Source organism: Leisingera aquimarina DSM 24565, assembly GCF_000473165.1.
GTDB lineage: Bacteria > Pseudomonadota > Alphaproteobacteria > Rhodobacterales > Rhodobacteraceae > Leisingera > Leisingera aquimarina.
In genome coordinates this window covers 502,248-517,231 of record NZ_KI421504.1, presented here as the reverse complement: position 1 = coordinate 517,231, position 14,984 = coordinate 502,248, and the positions used below count along the sequence as shown (strand labels likewise).

General features: G+C 62.8%; 13 protein-coding genes. 6 read left to right on the top strand and 7 right to left on the bottom strand.

The annotated features are described in order from the left end of the window. Positions 1–2 precede the first annotated feature (2 nt). Positions 3–488, top strand: a complete 486-nt coding sequence (locus tag AQUI_RS0106365; RefSeq protein WP_027256762.1) for a nitrate reductase cytochrome c-type subunit — start codon at positions 3–5, stop codon at positions 486–488. Next, positions 488–1,156: a NapC/NirT family cytochrome c gene (locus tag AQUI_RS0106360; protein WP_027256761.1), complete on the top strand. Its 669-nt coding sequence runs from the start codon at positions 488–490 to the stop codon at positions 1,154–1,156. Before AQUI_RS0106365 ends, AQUI_RS0106360 begins: the two co-directional genes overlap by 1 nt. 80 nt (positions 1,157–1,236) lie before the next feature. On the opposite strand, the gene trhO is transcribed toward AQUI_RS0106360, so the two are convergent. Next, entirely contained in the window at positions 1,237–2,148 is a 912-nt protein-coding gene (trhO, locus tag AQUI_RS0106355; protein ID WP_027256760.1) for an oxygen-dependent tRNA uridine(34) hydroxylase TrhO, read from the bottom strand. Positions 2,149–2,326: 178 nt separating this feature from the next. On the opposite strand from trhO, the gene pncA reads away from it, so the two are divergent. The 3 genes from pncA (at position 2,327) to pncB (ending at position 6,614) form a co-directional block, all read left to right on the top strand. Continuing rightward, positions 2,327–2,923, top strand: a complete 597-nt coding sequence (gene pncA / locus AQUI_RS0106350) for a bifunctional nicotinamidase/pyrazinamidase (RefSeq protein WP_027256759.1) — start codon at positions 2,327–2,329, stop codon at positions 2,921–2,923. A 74-nt stretch (positions 2,924–2,997) separates the two neighbouring features. Then, the gene (locus AQUI_RS0106345; protein WP_027256758.1) at positions 2,998–5,262 is read left to right on the top strand and encodes a PAS domain-containing sensor histidine kinase; all 2,265 of its coding nucleotides are present in this window, start codon (positions 2,998–3,000) and stop codon (positions 5,260–5,262) included. 62 nt (positions 5,263–5,324) lie between these two features. Further along, positions 5,325–6,614 carry a nicotinate phosphoribosyltransferase gene (gene pncB, locus AQUI_RS0106340; protein ID WP_027256757.1) on the top strand — a complete coding sequence of 430 codons (1,290 nt, stop codon included), beginning with the start codon at positions 5,325–5,327 and terminating at the stop codon, positions 6,612–6,614. Between the two features lie 120 nt (positions 6,615–6,734). Here pncB and AQUI_RS0106335 read toward each other — a convergent pair whose 3' ends face one another. The 5 genes from AQUI_RS0106335 to AQUI_RS0106315 are packed head-to-tail and all read right to left on the bottom strand — an operon-like array spanning position 6,735 to position 12,003. Next, on the bottom strand, positions 6,735–8,192 hold the full coding sequence (locus AQUI_RS0106335; RefSeq protein ID WP_027256756.1) for an aldehyde dehydrogenase family protein: 1,458 nt from the start codon (positions 8,190–8,192) through the stop codon (positions 6,735–6,737). Continuing rightward, the gene (locus AQUI_RS0106330; protein ID WP_027256755.1) at positions 8,185–8,658 is read right to left on the bottom strand and encodes a GNAT family N-acetyltransferase; all 474 of its coding nucleotides are present in this window, start codon (positions 8,656–8,658) and stop codon (positions 8,185–8,187) included. The genes AQUI_RS0106335 and AQUI_RS0106330 overlap by 8 nt, the downstream gene beginning before the upstream one ends. Then, a complete protein-coding gene (locus AQUI_RS0106325) occupies positions 8,655–10,247 on the bottom strand; it encodes an ABC transporter ATP-binding protein (RefSeq protein ID WP_027256754.1) in 1,593 nt (530 codons plus the stop codon). The genes AQUI_RS0106330 and AQUI_RS0106325 overlap by 4 nt, the downstream gene beginning before the upstream one ends. Continuing rightward, entirely contained in the window at positions 10,244–11,059 is an 816-nt protein-coding gene (locus AQUI_RS0106320; protein WP_027256753.1) for an ABC transporter permease, read from the bottom strand. The genes AQUI_RS0106325 and AQUI_RS0106320 overlap by 4 nt, the downstream gene beginning before the upstream one ends. After that, positions 11,056–12,003 (bottom strand): ABC transporter permease, encoded by a 948-nt coding sequence (locus tag AQUI_RS0106315; protein ID WP_027256752.1) that lies wholly within the window; start codon positions 12,001–12,003, stop codon positions 11,056–11,058. The genes AQUI_RS0106320 and AQUI_RS0106315 overlap by 4 nt, the downstream gene beginning before the upstream one ends. 161 nt (positions 12,004–12,164) lie before the next feature. On the opposite strand from AQUI_RS0106315, the gene AQUI_RS0106310 reads away from it, so the two are divergent. Then, the gene (locus tag AQUI_RS0106310) at positions 12,165–13,283 is read left to right on the top strand and encodes an acetoin utilization protein AcuC (protein WP_027256751.1); all 1,119 of its coding nucleotides are present in this window, start codon (positions 12,165–12,167) and stop codon (positions 13,281–13,283) included. Positions 13,284–13,420: 137 nt separating this feature from the next. Here the strand turns inward: AQUI_RS0106310 and AQUI_RS0106305 are convergent, their stop codons facing one another. After that, entirely contained in the window at positions 13,421–14,899 is a 1,479-nt protein-coding gene (locus AQUI_RS0106305) for an ABC transporter substrate-binding protein (RefSeq protein WP_027256750.1), read from the bottom strand. Positions 14,900–14,984: the final 85 nt, after the last annotated feature.

Here is a 14,984-nt window from a genome sequence, read left to right as displayed (position 1 = left end):
TCATGAAACATCTCCGTCTCGCCATCCTGGCCGCTCCGATCCTGCTGGCCCCAGTCTTTGTGGCTTCTTCAGCCATCGCCCAGAACCAGGTCGCCACGCTGCGCAACACTGCGCCGCTGGACCAGGAGGGCGAAGCCACCCAGATCCCCGGCATCGTCAATACCGACATCCGCCAGGTGCGCAACTACCCGGATCAGCCGCCGCTGATCCCGCATAAGACCGACAATTACCAGGTCGATCTGAATTCGAACAAATGCCTGTCCTGCCACAGCCGCACCGCGGTTGAAATCAGCCAGGCGCCAATGATCTCGGTCACCCACTTCATGAACCGCGAGGGGCAGACCTTGGGTGCGGTCAGCCCGCGGCGGTATTTCTGCAACCAGTGCCACGTGGTGCAGACCAATGCGCGGCCGCTGGTCGAGAATGAGTTCGTCGATATCGACCGCGTGATCGACTATGTGAACACGCAGCAAAGCGGGGCGGACTGATGCTAGGTTTCCTCAAACGGCTCTGGTGGATCATCCGGCGTCCCAGCGCCTATTTCTCGCTCGGCTTTCTGACCATGGGCGGTTTTGTGATGGGGATCATCTTCTGGGGCGGCTTCAACACCGCGCTGGAGGTCACCAACACCGAGGCCTTCTGCACCAGCTGCCATGAGATGCGCGACAACGTGTTCGAGGAGCTGAAGCCGACGATCCACTACTCCAACCGCTCGGGCGTGCGTGCCTCCTGCCCGGATTGCCACGTGCCGCACCAGTGGTCCAACAAGATCGCCCGCAAGATGCAGGCCTCCAAGGAGGTCTGGGGCAAGATCTTCGGCACTATCAATACGCGGGAGAAGTTCCTGGAGCACCGGCTGGAGCTGGCGCAGCATGAATGGGCGCGGCTTGAGGCGAATGACAGTCTGGAGTGCCGCAACTGCCACTCGGACGAGTCGATGGACATCACCCGCCAGTCCAAGCGGGCAGCGGACGCACATGAGCGCTTCCTGTTCACCGGCGAGAAGACCTGCATCAGCTGCCACAAGGGCATCGCCCACCAGCTGCCCGACATGGCCGCAGCTGACGGCGAGGACCACGCAGGCCTGCTGGCGCCGCAGCATGGAGAGGGCCTCCTGGCCAGCACCCGCAGTTATCTGAGGTTGAGCAGCGACTGACGCTGCCAGCCTGCGCAACACACGAAAAGGCCGCTGTCCCGACGGGCAGCGGCATTTTTAGTGTCTGTTTTGGCGCGGGTTCAAAGCGGGATGCTGCCCAGATGCGCCTCGCCGCGCTCACGCGCCAGCTTCATCTGCTTCTGCCGCTCGCGGAACCGCACCTTATCCGCGTCCGAGGTCTGGTCAATGCACAGGTGGCAGCTGACGCCTTGTTCGAACTCGGGCCGCGCCTTGTCCTCTGGCAAGATCGGACGGCGGCAGCCGTGGCACAGCTCATGCGGGCCTTCGACCAGCCCGTGGCCCACCGACACCCGGTTGTCGAAGACAAAGCATTCGCCGTCCCAAGTGCTGTTGTTCGCCGGCATTTCCTCCAGATAGCGCAGAATGCCGCCCTTCAGGTGATAGACGTCCTCAACCCCTTGGCCCAGCAGGTAGTTGGTGGATTTCTCGCAGCGGATGCCGCCGGTGCAGAACATCGCAACGCGCTTGTTGTGAAAACGGTCCTTGTTCTCCTCCCACCAGGCTGGGAAATCGCGGAATGACTCGGTCTTGGGGTCGATCGCGCCTTCAAACGTGCCGATTGCCACCTCATAATCGTTGCGGGTGTCGATCAGCACCACATCGTCCTGCCGGATCAGATCGTTCCACGCTTCCGGCTCGACGTAATGCCCGACAGAGGCCAGCGGATCCACGTCCGGCTGGCCCATAGTGACGATCTCTTTCTTCAGCCGCACCTTCATCTTGCCAAAGGGCGGCTCGGCCGCAGTGGCCTCTTTCCAGTCCAGATCCGCGCAGCCGGGCAGCGCCTTGATATGCGCCAGCACCGCGTCGATGCCAGCCTGCGGGCCGGCGATGGTGCCATTGATCCCTTCCTGCGCCAGCAGCAGCGAGCCTTTGACATCCTGCACCTTGCACAGGTCCAAAAGTGCCGGCCTGATCGCGGCGGGGTCGGGGAAACGGGTGAAGTGATAGAGAGCAGCAATCGTGTACATGCCCCGCCCTTAGAACCATGTGCCCGGGTTTTCAAGTGAAAGAACCGCTGTCGCAACGCCAATAAAATAAGGGCTTTGGATGTATCTTTCCTGTCTCGCCGGGGCGCGGGTGGCCAACAGCAGTTCCCAAGCCCCGCCTGCACCGCTACATATTGTGTGCGCAGTATAGGAGATGCCGATGTTCCAGGCCCTGATCGTTGTCGATGTGCAAAACGATTTCTGCCCCGGAGGCGCTCTGGCAGTGCCCGGTGGGGATAAGGTGGTGGCCCCTATCAACGCAATGATGGACAGATTTGATGCAGTGATCCTCACGCAGGACTGGCACCCGGCGGGGCATTCCTCCTTTGCGTCTTCGCATCCGGGAAAGGATCCGTTTGAAACGACGGAAATGACGTATGGCACCCAGGTTCTGTGGCCCGATCACTGTGTTCAAGGCACCGAGGGCGCGGCCTTCCGCCAAGACCTGCACACCGATGGCGACCTGATCATCCGCAAGGGCTTCCGGCCGGGGATCGACAGCTATTCGGGGTTCTTCGAGAATGATCAATCCACTTCCACCGGGCTGGAGGGCTACCTGCGCAGCCGCGGTATCACTGGTTTGACCCTGGCTGGGCTTGCCACTGATTTCTGCGTTGCTTTCACGGCCCTGGATGCGGCGCGGTTGGGATTTGATGTGACTGTTGATCTGGCCGCCTGCCGCGCTATCGACCTGAACGGATCGCTGCAAGCTGCTCTGAAGGAAATGGCGAGTGAAGGTGTTAATTTGCAATCTTAAGGAGACGGGGGCGAAATGTTAACAAAGGCATTGCTATGCTGTGCGGGCACCCGGACAGATGCCAAGGCTGATTGATGGACACTTCAGACTGGACCGGCAACGGAACGCTGGCCAAATTCAGTAAGCGATATGGATCGCTTGAGTTGCTGCTGCGCTATTGCCGCGGCCGTGTCCGCGCGTTCCGGGCCCGCCTGCTGTTCATGCTCTTTGCATTTGGCATTCTTGGATTGGCTGTGCCGCCGCTTTATGCGTTTCTGGCCTTTGCGCTTGCGCTTGCCGGGGATGTTGTGGACTGTCTTCTGCTGCGCCAGGCAGAACACCTGGTCCGCGGCGGGATGAGTGAGGGGCGGCTGCGGCTGCTGACGGCGCTGACCGCCTTTTTGCAGGCCTTGGCGCTTGGCGCGGCCGCGTCGGTCCCGTTCTGGGTCGAAACGCCGGCACTGCTGACGCATGCGCATAATGAGCCGTTGTTTGCCATCGGTTTGCTTACCGGGATGGCGATCAACGCCGGGCTGGTGCTGCCTTATCACCCGCGCGCTGTCCTTGCCAGACTTGTCACCTATGCTGGGTTGCCGGTGGTCTTTCTGGCAGCGGAGATCGTTGAAACACCGGTCCTGGCGCCGACGTATTATCCGCATCTGGCCGGGCTGCTTGTGCTTTTTACCTCCTTTTTCTGGTTTCTGACCTATGTCACACGCAATTTCAGCCGGACCCGCAGGGCCATGCTGGCCCAGGCCCTTCAGCAGGAGGAACTGGAAGCCGCCTATGTCCGGCTGTCCGATCAGAAAATGGAGGCCAAGCGCTTGGCGCTGGTTGCCAAAAATGCCAACGACAGTGTGATGTTGATGGACCGCGACGGGCGCATCACCTGGGTGAACGACAGTTTCACCCGCATCACCGGTTACAGCTTTGACGAGGCGCAGGGCCAGTTGCCCGGTGATTTGCTGAACAGCGGTGAGACGGACGCTGAGACCATCCGGCTGCTGCAAGACAGCGTTCTCCATGCGCGTCCTCTGCGGGTGGAAATCCGCAACCGCTGCAAGGACGGCCGGCGGGTCTGGATTGAGACCAGCCAGGTGCCGATGCTGAACGCCGACGGCGAGCTGGAAACGCTGATTGCAGTGGAGCGTGACATCACCGCCGCCAAGGAACATGCCCAGCAATTGGAACAAGCCCGTATCGCCGCCGAGGAAGGCGCCCGGGCCAAGACTGATTTTCTGGCCACGATGAGCCACGAAATCCGCACACCGATGAACGGGGTGATCGGCATGGCGCAGCTGTTGCGCGACAGCAGCTTGAACGAAGAGCAAACCCTATACGCCGACACCATCCTTAGTTCGGCGGATACCCTGCTGGCGCTGATCAATGATGTCCTCGACTTTTCGCAAATGGATGCCGAAGAACTTAGCCTCAGCCAGGTCAACTTTGATCCGCACGCCTGCTTTGGGGATACCATACGTCTCCTGCAGGCCCAAGCCGACGCCAAAGGGCTGAGGCTGGTACTGAAAATCACGGGGCGTGTGCCCTGTCTGCTGCAGGGGGATGACCGGCGGATCCGGCAGGTTCTGATGAACCTCACTGGCAATGCGATCAAGTTCACCGACCAGGGCCGGGTGCTGGTGACACTGGATGCCGAACCGGCGGTATCCGGAGCGGGCCACGATCTGGTGTTCTCGGTGGCAGATACCGGCATTGGCATCGCTGCGGATAAACTTGGCAAGGTGTTTGAGCGTTTTTCCCAGGCGGATGCTGCAATCAGCCGCCGCTTTGGCGGCACCGGGCTTGGGCTGGCCATTTCCCGCCGTTTGGCGGAAGCGATGGACGGGAGTATCTCGGTCACGTCTGAACTTGGCTTGGGGTCCTGTTTTACGGTGCGGCTGCGGTTGCAGGCACCTCAGGCGGAGCCTGCAACCGCAGCCGCACCGGCCTATCCAGACGAGTCCCCGGCATTGGACGGCCTGCGGGTTCTGGTGGCCGAGGACAACGCGGTAAACCGGGTGCTGATTGAAAAATTCCTGCAATCCGCCCCGGTGGAACTGGCCTTTGCCGAAAATGGCTGCGAGGCAGTGGCACGTTTTGAGAACTTTGCCCCGGATGTCATTCTGATGGATATGTCGATGCCGGAAATGGACGGGCTGGAAGCCACCCGGATAATCCGTGCCCGGGCCCGCCTGCAGCCGGCCATTGTGGCTCTGACCGCCAATGCCTTCGACTCCGATCGCAAGGCTTGCCTGGATGCCGGTATGGATGACTTCATGAGCAAGCCGATCAACCGGGCTGTGCTATTAGACGTGCTGGGCCAACTGGCACCGCAGGCACAAGCGCGCCGCGCGGGTTGAATTCCTTGCCCCGGCAGGCGGGCTATTCTATCAATCAGTGACCCTTATGCACGAGGCTGCCGGTGGATATTGCAACCCGCGTCTACAATCACAAATGGAAGATCGATCCGATCGTCCGGTCGCTGATTGATACTGATTTCTATAAGCTTCTGATGTGCCAGTCAGTGTTCCGCAACAAACCGGACACGACTGTCACTTTCTCGCTGATTAACCGCTCCGCGCATGTGCCTCTGGCCGAACTGATCGACGAGGGCGAGCTGCGCGAACAGCTGGATCACATCCGCTCGCTGTCGCTCAGCCGCGGTGAAAGCACATGGCTGCGCGGCAATACCTTCTATGGCAAGCGGCAGATGTTCCGTCCCGATTTTATGGAATGGTTCGAGGGTCTGCGTCTGCCGCCTTATCATCTGGAACGCAGGGGCGATCAGTACGAGCTGACGTTCGAGGGCAAATGGCACGAGGTGATGCTGTGGGAGATCCCGGCGCTTGCGGTGCTGATGGAGCTGCGCAGCCGGGCGGTGATCAACAGCATGGGCCGGTTTGAGCTGCAGGTGCTCTATGCCCGCGCCATGACCAAGGTTTGGGAAAAGATCGAGCGTCTGCGGGACGTGGATGGGCTGACCATCGCCGATTTCGGCACCCGTCGCCGCCATTCCTTCCTCTGGCAGGATTGGTGCGTCCAGGCGATGCATGAGGGGCTGGGCGATAAATTCACCGGCACCTCCAATTGCCTCATCGCCATGCGCCGCGAGGTGGAGGCAATCGGCACCAATGCCCATGAGCTGCCGATGGTCTATTCCGCGCTGGCTGAAAATGACGCGAAGCTCGCCCAAGCGCCCTATGACGTGCTGTCCGATTGGCATGACGAGCACGAAGGCAACCTGCGCATCATCCTGCCGGATACTTATGGCACCACGGGGTTCCTGGACCGCGCGCCTGATTGGCTGGCCGGCTGGACCGGTATCCGTATCGACAGCGGCGACCCGGCCAAGGGCGCCAAGGTGGCGATCAACTGGTGGAAAGACCGCGGCGAGGATCCGGCGGAGAAACGGGTGATCTTTTCCGACGGGCTGGACGTGCAGCAGATCCAGGACCTGCACGCGCAGTTCTCGAACCGTACCAAGATCTCCTTCGGCTGGGGCACGCTGCTGACCAACGATTTCCGCGGGCTGGTGAAGGATAACGCGCTGGCGCCTTTCTCGCTGGTCTGCAAAGCGGTTGCCGCCAATGGCCGACCCACTGTGAAACTGTCGGACAACCCGGAAAAGGCGATGGGGCCTGCGGATGAAATCGAGCGCTACAAGCGGGTTTTCGGTGTCGGCAAGCAGGAACGGCAGGCGGTAATCGTCTGATAACACTTCGCCGGTCTTGCGGCAGGTATCCTGCCAAACGGTACAATTAGTGGCAGAAATTCTGCCCCAATGTTTCGCGCGCGAAACATTGGGGCAACAGTGCTGACCTATTGGCTTATCTCAGCCATGATGCGCCGCCACGGTCTTTAATTGCGAAAACCCATAGAGCGCCTCGAATCCCTTTTCCCGCCCGTGGCCGGATTTCCCGACACCGCCAAAGGGCAGCTCCACCCCACCGCCGGCGCCGTAATTGTTGATGAAAACCTGTCCTGCATTCAGACGTTTCGCCAGCCGCATCTGCCGCGCCCCGTCGCGGGTCCAGACGCTGGCAACCAGCCCGTAATCGGTGCTGTTGGCAATCCGCAACGCGTCGTCTTCGGTGTCGAACGGGATCAGCACCTGTACCGGCCCAAAAACCTCCTCCCGTGCCAGCACGTGATCCGGCGGCACATCGGCAAACAGGGTTGGTTGCACATAGGCACCGCTCTCTGGCGCATGGGGAACGATTTTCCCGCGCCCCGCCACTGGCAGGTCCGCGCCTTGTTCTAGATAGCCCTCGACAATCTGTTTCTGGCGGGCAGAGATCAGCGGTCCGACCCGCAGATCCTCTGCTGCAGGCCCAACGGTCAGCGCGCCATAGGCCTCTGCCATCCGTGCCTTCACGTCCTCATAAACCCCGCGTTGCACCAGAATGCGCGAGGAGGCCGAACAGGTCTGGCCCGCGTTTTGTATCCCTGCGTTCACCAGGAACGGCAGGGCGGCGTCCAGATCCGCATCGCCGAACACCAGTTGCGGAGACTTGCCGCCCAGCTCCAGCGTGACAGGTACCACATTGGCGCCCGCCGCCTGCTGCACCAGTGCCCCGGTGCGCACCGAGCCGGTGAAGGAAATATGCTGCACGCCGGGATGCCCCGCCAGCGCCGCTCCGGCCTCGGGCCCCAACCCCGGCACCACGTTCAGCGCCCCGGCGGGCAGCCCGGCCTCAACCGCGAGATGGGCAAATGCCAGCGCCGTCAGGCAGGCTTCTTCGGCAGGTTTCAGAACACAGGCATTTCCCATTGCAAGCGCCGCACTCACTGAACGCCCGATGATCTGCATCGGGTAATTCCAGGGCACGATATGCCCCGTCACCCCATGCGGCTCCCGCAGCGTATAGACGGTGTAGCCGCCGAGATAGGGGATGGTTTCTCCCGTCACCTTGTCCGCCGCGCCGCCGTAGAACTCGCAGTAGCGCGCCAGCGCCAGCGCATCGGCCCGCGCCTGGGTCAGCGGCTTGCCCACATCCATCGCTTCCAGCACGGCCAGTTGTTCCACCTTCTCCAGCACCAGCTGTCCGATCCGGGTCAGGATGCGGCCGCGCTCCAGTGGCGTCATGGCGCCCCATTCCCCGTCCAAGGCAGCATCTGCGGCCTGAACCGCAGCCTCGGTGTCGGTGGCTCCGCCACGGGGGATCCGGCAGATTTCGCTGCCGTCCGAGGGGTTCACCAACGGCAGGGTTCCGCCGCTGGCGGCAGGATGCCAAGCGCCGCCGATGAGGCACAGCGCGGGATCGAACCAGAGAGGGGAGGCGTCAGTCATCATGGGCTCCTGCAACGTCGAATGTGTAGCTTTTGATCTGATGTCCGGTGAAGGGCGCGCCCTCGCGCAAGTCCCGGAGGCCGGGCAGAAAGCTGAGACATGTGCCCCAGAACGCCACTGCCTCGCGTGAGGATTTGGACAATCCCATGCGCCAGCGCCCCGGAAACTCCTGCAGGATAAGGCAGGCAGCTTCCTGGCCCCAGCCCCGGCGGCGGTGCTGCGGCAGAATGCAGAACTCCGACAGTTCGCGGCGGTCATCGGTCAGGTTCAGCACAATGGCAAAACCAATTCGCTGGGCACCGTTTCTAATCCAGAAAGCCGTCACATCCTTGCGGTGCAGCATCTGGCCTGCACGCTCCGTAGGATCGATCGCCGCGTGCGGCGCCGTTTCCGCAAAATAGGGTGCCAGCGCAGCGGCCAGCAAGGCCCGCTCTCGCGGCATAATCAACGCCAGCGACAGGGTCATGCTGCGCCCAGGTCCAGATCCGGCAGCACCGGCGCCGCGGCAATCAGCTGCTGCGTGTAAGGGTGCTGGGGATTGCTGAACACGGCTTCGGTTTCGCCCTGCTCGACGATCTCGCCGTGTCGCATCACCAGGCAGCGGTCGGTGATCGTGCGCACAACACTCAGATCGTGGCTGATGAACAGATAGGTGAGGGCATAGGCCGCACACAGTTCTGCCAGCAGGTCGAGGATACGGGCCCGGACAGAGACATCCAGCGCCGAGACCGCTTCGTCAAAGATGATCAGCTCGGGCCGGGTGATCAGGGCGCGGGCGATGGCGATGCGCTGGCGTTGGCCGCCGGAGAACTGGTGGATGTACTTCTGTGCGTCGTCAGGCGACAGGCCCACGGCGGTGAGGGTTTCGGCAATCAGATCCCTGTGCGCCGCACCGGTTGGCGGATCAGGCAGCGTATGGAAGGGTTCGGTGACCAGCCGCTCAACCTTATGGCGCGGATTGAAGCTGCCGTAGGGGTCCTGGAACACAACCTGGACTTTGCGCCGACTCGCAGGTTTGAGGTGAGTCGTCACAGGCTGACCGTCCAGGCGAATCTCGCCGCCTTGCAGCGGCTCCAACCCAAGAATCGCCCGTGTCAGGGTCGATTTTCCGCAGCCCGACTCTCCCACCAGCCCCAGCCTTTCTCCACGGTTCAGGGTGAAAGAGACATCGTTCACTGCGCGGAAGGTGCCGGGTTTGCAGAATAGCGATTCGCGTGGTGTCCTGTAGTCGCGCACCGCATTCCTGACTTCCAGAAGCGGCGCCGTTGCAGGCTGCTGGGGCAGTGCCACCTGATGGTTCGAGGCTTCAAACAGCATCCGCGTGTAGGGGTGGCGCATGTTGCGCAGCAGCCAGACGGTGTGGCCGGATTCCACCACACTGCCGTTCCGCATGACGAGGATGCGGTCAGCCAGGTCCGCCACCACCGCCAGGTCATGGGTGATGATCAGCAACCCCATGCCATAGTCCTGCACCAGATCCCTCAGCAGCTCCAGAATCTGCGCCTGGGTGGTTACGTCCAGCGCGGTTGTCGGCTCATCCGCGATCAGCAGCTTGGGGCGCAGGGCAATCGCCATGGCGATCACCACTCGCTGGCGCTGGCCGCCTGACAGCTCATGCGGATAGCGGGACAGCGGGAAACGGTCCTCAGGCAGGCCAACCCGGTCCAGCACTTCCCGCGCCCGGGCTTCGGCTTGTTCACGCGGCATTGCCTTGTGGATCAGGATCGTCTCCATCACCTGCGCGCCAATGGTCTTCACGGGGTTCAGCGCAGTCATCGGCTCCTGAAACACCATGCCCGCGGACTGGCCGCGGATCGCGCACATCCCGTCCTCGGACTGCTCCAGCAGCTGGGTACCGTTCAGCGTGATGTAGCCCTTGGCCTCCGCAAGGTCCGGCAGCAGCTGCAGGATGGCGAGTGCGGTCATCGACTTGCCCGACCCGCTTTCGCCGGTAACAGCCACGATCTCGCCCGGATCAACGTGGAAGGACACATCCTGTAGCACCTGAAAGGCGCCGATGCTGACCGACAGGCTGGTGACATCCAGAAGAGTCATGCGCGCGCCACCCTCAGTTTTGGGTCGAGGTGGTCGCGCAGCCCGTCGCCCAGCAGGTTCAGCCCCAGCACGGTCAGGATGATGGCCAGGCCCGGCACCAGCGCAAGATGCGGGGCAAAGCTGACCATGGTTTGCGCATCGGCCAGCATCCGTCCCCAGCTGGGCGTGGGCGGCTGTGCACCCAGGCCAACGTAGCTGAGGCCCGCCTCCGCAAGGATGCCGAGCGAGAACTGGATAGTGCCCTGCACGATCAGCAGGTTCATAACATTGGGCAGGATGTGCTCGGCGGAGATCCGCGCCGCGCCCTTGCCCGCGACCCGCGCGGCCAGGATGAATTCCCGTTCCCACAGACTCAGCGCTGCGCCGCGGGTGATGCGGGCGAAGACCGGGATGTTGAAGATGCCGATGGCGATTATGGCATTGACGGCTCCGGCGCCAAGGACGGCGGTGATCAGGATCGCGATCACCAGCGATGGGAAGGCAAAGACCAGATCATTGCCGCGCATGATCCCCTCATCCAGCCACGACCCCTTACGGGCCGCAGCCGCCAGGCCCAGCGGCACACCCGCACCCATGCCGATACCAACGGCCACCAATGCCACGGCGATGGAGGTGCGGGCGCCGACCATGATCATCGACAACAGGTCGCGCCCGAAATGATCGGTGCCCAGCCAGTGCTGCGCGTTCGGTGTTTGCAGCTTGGCCGGGATGTTCATTGCCGCGTGGTCAAACGGCGTCCACAGGAACGACGCCGCAGCCGCCAGCAGCATCAGAGAGGACAGCAGGCCGCCAAGGATCAGGTTGCGGGTCATGTCCGGCTCCTGAGGCGCGGGTCGACCAGCGCATAGGCGAGATCTACCAGGAAATTCACCGTAATGACGGCAAAGACCAGCAGCATCACCACCGACTCCACCACGATCAGATCGCGCGAGGAGATCGCCTGGAACACCAGCCGCCCGAGGCCGGGCAGATAGAAGACCTGTTCAATGATGATGGCGCCTGCCAGCAGGAAGGAAAACTGCAGGCCGATGATGGTCAGCACCGGGATCAAAGCGTTGCGTACCCCGTGCCGCCACAGCGCCTGGCGGCGTGAAAGCCCCTTGGCGCGGGCAGTGCGCATGAAATCCTCGCCCAGAATGTCCAGAAGGGCAGAGCGCATCACACGAGTCAGGATCGCCGCCTGCGGCAGCGCCAGTGCAATCGCGGGCAGGGTGAGCGCATGAAGGCCCGCCCAAAGCCCGGTGTCCCAGCCCGGAAACCCGCCGGCGCCGAACCAGCGCAGGTTGATGGCAAAGATCAGCACAAGCATCATCGCAAACCAGAAATTCGGCATTGCGACGCCCAGCTGGGTTGCGCCCATCACCGCTAAATCGCCCGGCTTGCCGCGGCGGGCGGCGGCGTAGATGCCGGCCGGAAAGGCAATCAGGGTGGACAGCGTCAGCGCATATAGCGCCAGCGGCAGCGACACCCACAGCCGGTCTGCGATCATCCCGGCAACCGGCGTGCGGTAGGTGTAGGATGTGCCGAAATCTCCGCTCAGCATGCCCGCAGCCCAGCTGAGGTAGCGGGCCAGCTTTCCCTGATCCAGCCCCAGCTCTGCCCGCAGCGCGGCGATAGTATCGGGCTGTGCATTGACCCCCAGCATGAAGGAGGCCGGATCGCCCGGCGCAACCTCCACCACGAGGAAGATCACCAGCGAGGCAACGGCCAGGCTGAGGATCAGTGACAACAGGCGCTTCAGGGCATAACGCAGCATGGCTGCCACGTTAGGAGTGCGGGGCGGGCGGGTCCAGTGGGCGGTGGAGGGAATCCGGAGCTGCCGGGCAAAAATGCTCAACGTCAAAGGCTTGGCCGCTTGCCTGCGGAAACGGACCGCAGCACCTTTGGCATCTGTTCGAAACCGGCTATCACTGAGCCATGCTGTCCCGCCCCCTGTTCATCGGATCAGAAATATACCGCGGCTCTTCCTATGGCCGTACCCATCCCTTGCGGGTGCCGCGGGTGTCGACCGTGATGGACCTCTCTCGCGCGCTGGGCTGGCTGCCGGACCAGGTCTATGTGAATTCCCCCCGTGCCAAGCCAACAGCGCTGACCGCCTGGCACACGGTCGAATACATCGCCGCGCTGCAGGCGGCGGAGGCGGCGCAGGAGGTAAGCGCAGAAGTGCGCACCCGGCATCACCTGGGCACCATATCAAACCCGGTGTTCCCGGAAATCTTCCGCCGCCCTGCCACCGCCGCGGGCGGGTCGATCCTGGCGGGGGAGCTGCTGGCAAGCGGCGGCATCGTCTACAATCCGGCGGGCGGCACTCATCACGGGATGCCGGACCGGGCCAACGGCTTTTGCTATCTGAACGATCCGGTGCTGGCGATGCTGTCGCTGCGCCATCATGGCGCGCAGCGGATCGCCTATGTGGACATTGACGCGCATCATTCCGACGGGGTGGAGCATGGCTTTGCCGGCGACAGGGACGTGCTGATGATCTCGGTGCATGAGGAGAACCTCTGGCCCAAGACGGGCACCCTGACGGAGGACGCGGGCGGCTCGGCCCTGAACATGCCAGTGCCGCGTAGTTTCAACGATGATGAGATGGCCCATATCCGCGACGCGCTGATTCTGCCCGCGGTGGAGGGTTTTGCGCCGGATGCCATCGTGCTGCAATGCGGGGCGGATGCTGTGACAGAGGATCCGCTGCCGCATCTGGATCTGTCGAACAATGCGCATTGGGCGGTGGTGCGGGCGCTGATGGGGATGGCGCCGCGGTATCTGGTGCTCGGCGGGGGCGGCTATAACCCCTGGTCGGTGGGGCGGCTTTGGACCGGGGTCTGGGCCGCGCTGAACGGGTTTGATGTGCCGGAGCACCTGCCTGCGGCCGGTCAGGATGTGCTGCGCGGGCTGGAGTTCAACGGCAACCGCATGGGCCGAAACCCGCCTGAGCATTGGTTCACCACGCTGCGCGATCAGCCGCGCGGCGGGGAAGTACGGACGGAAATCCGGGAGCGGGTGGCGTATCTGCGGGAAAGACGCGGGCTGTGATGCGTTGAAGGCAGCGCCCGAGCCTGGGAGGGGGCGGATGCGCCCTCCCCGTTTTGCCGGATGCAAACCTTTGGTTTGACGGGGGCGGTCCGGGCGCTGCCCGGCCTGCCGGCCGGGCGATCAGTTGCAAGCTGGGTCTATTCCGCCCAGCTCAGCGCGCTCAGGTCGATGGCGGCGGTGGGCGCGTTCTCCCACAATCCCTGCAGCCCCGCCTTGGCCACGCCCAGCTTGGCCAGCTGGAACAGGTAGCCGTTGACGTAATCTGCCGAAATTTTCTCCTGCGCTTCCTGCAGGATCGCGGTGCGGGCCTCCGGATCGGTGGTCGCGTTCAGCTTGGCCATCAGCTCCTGAAATTGTTTGCTGTCATACTGAAAGTAATACTCGGGCCGGGCATAGATGCCGATATCCATCGGCTCGGTATGGCTGATGATGGTCAGGCCAAAGCTTTTGCCGCGGAACACGCTTTCCAGCCATTGCGCCCATTCCACGTTGATGATCTCAGCCTTGATCCCCACGGTGGCCAATTGCGCGGCGACAATCTCGCCGCCGCGGCGGGCATAAGAGGGCGGCGGCAGGTGCAGGGTGGTCTCGAAGCCATCGGCAAAGCCCGCTTCGGCCAGCAGCGCCCTGGCCTTGTCCGGGTCATGGGCAGAGTGGCCGGTCAGATCCCTGTAAGCCGGGTTGTGCGGTGCAAAATGCGTCCCGATCGGGGTGCCGTAACCAAACATGGCACCGTCGATGATGGATTGCCGGTCGATGGCATGGGCCAGCGCCTGGCGCACGCGCACATCGTCAAAAGGGGGCTGCTTGTTGTTGGTCGAAAGGATCGTTTCCCCTTCAGTAGAGCCTACAAGGACCTGGAACCGCGGGTCGGCCTCGAACTGTGGCAGGTTCTCCGGCGCCGGGAAGTTGTCGAAGGCGTCGATATCCTCCGCCATCATCGCGGCAAAGGCAGCGGTCGGGTCGGATATGAATTTGAAAGTGGCAGATGCCAGCGCGGGCTGATCGCCCCAGTACTCCGGATTGCGCGCCAGCGTGATGCGGTCGCCCTGCACCCACTCCTGGAAGGTATAGGCGCCGGTACCGACGGGATCGGTCTTGATGCCGTCGATGCTTTCCGGCGCCACGATCACCGCATCACCCCAGGCGAGGTTGAACAGAAGGCTGCCGTTCGGCGCGTCCAGCGTGATCTGCACGGTCTGCGGGTCCACCGCATTCACGGCCGTGATCCCCTCAAACAGCGCCTTTTGCGCGTTGGTGCTGTCTTCCCCCCGGGCGCGGTCGAGCGAGAATTTCACATCTTCTGCATCCATCGTGCTGCCGTCATGGAAACGCACCCCCTCGCGCAGCTTGAAGGTATAGACGGTGCCGTCCCCGGAAATTTCCCAGCTTTCCGCCAGCCCCGGCACCACGGAGCCATCGCCCATGAACCGGGTCAGCCCTTCGAAGATGTTGCTGTAGACCACCGAGTCGATGGCCTGCGCCGCAGCGCTGGTCGGGTCCAGGTGCGGCGGCTCCAGCTGCAGGCCGATCGTGACGCCGTCCTTGGCCCAGGCGCTGCCCGCCATCAGCGCCAGCGCGGAACTGGCGGCTACTGCAAAGGTTCTGAAGGCCATCTGAAATCTCCCTGTGTGTAATCTGCGGGCCTGAAAATGGCGCCTATTGGAAACGAGTTTCCCTGTTTCCCGAGCGTAATCAAGG

Bases quoted from the DNA above. Each gene is read 5' to 3' on its own strand.
- AQUI_RS0106365 (WP_027256762.1), top strand. From the start codon at position 3: ATGAAACATCTCCGTCTCGCCATCCTGGCCGCTCCGATCCTGCTGGCC.
- AQUI_RS0106345 (WP_027256758.1), top strand. From the start codon at position 2,998: ATGGACACTTCAGACTGGACCGGCAACGGAACGCTGGCCAAATTCAGT.
- AQUI_RS0106360 (WP_027256761.1), top strand. From the start codon at position 488: ATGCTAGGTTTCCTCAAACGGCTCTGGTGGATCATCCGGCGTCCCAGC.
- AQUI_RS0106305 (WP_027256750.1), bottom strand. From the start codon at position 14,899: ATGGCCTTCAGAACCTTTGCAGTAGCCGCCAGTTCCGCGCTGGCGCTG.
- trhO (WP_027256760.1), bottom strand. From the start codon at position 2,148: ATGTACACGATTGCTGCTCTCTATCACTTCACCCGTTTCCCCGACCCC.
- AQUI_RS0106325 (WP_027256754.1), bottom strand. From the start codon at position 10,247: ATGACTCTTCTGGATGTCACCAGCCTGTCGGTCAGCATCGGCGCCTTT.
- pncA (WP_027256759.1), top strand. From the start codon at position 2,327: ATGTTCCAGGCCCTGATCGTTGTCGATGTGCAAAACGATTTCTGCCCC.
- AQUI_RS0106335 (WP_027256756.1), bottom strand. From the start codon at position 8,192: ATGACTGACGCCTCCCCTCTCTGGTTCGATCCCGCGCTGTGCCTCATC.
- AQUI_RS0106310 (WP_027256751.1), top strand. From the start codon at position 12,165: ATGCTGTCCCGCCCCCTGTTCATCGGATCAGAAATATACCGCGGCTCT.
- AQUI_RS0106320 (WP_027256753.1), bottom strand. From the start codon at position 11,059: ATGACCCGCAACCTGATCCTTGGCGGCCTGCTGTCCTCTCTGATGCTG.
- AQUI_RS0106330 (WP_027256755.1), bottom strand. From the start codon at position 8,658: ATGACCCTGTCGCTGGCGTTGATTATGCCGCGAGAGCGGGCCTTGCTG.
- AQUI_RS0106315 (WP_027256752.1), bottom strand. From the start codon at position 12,003: ATGCTGCGTTATGCCCTGAAGCGCCTGTTGTCACTGATCCTCAGCCTG.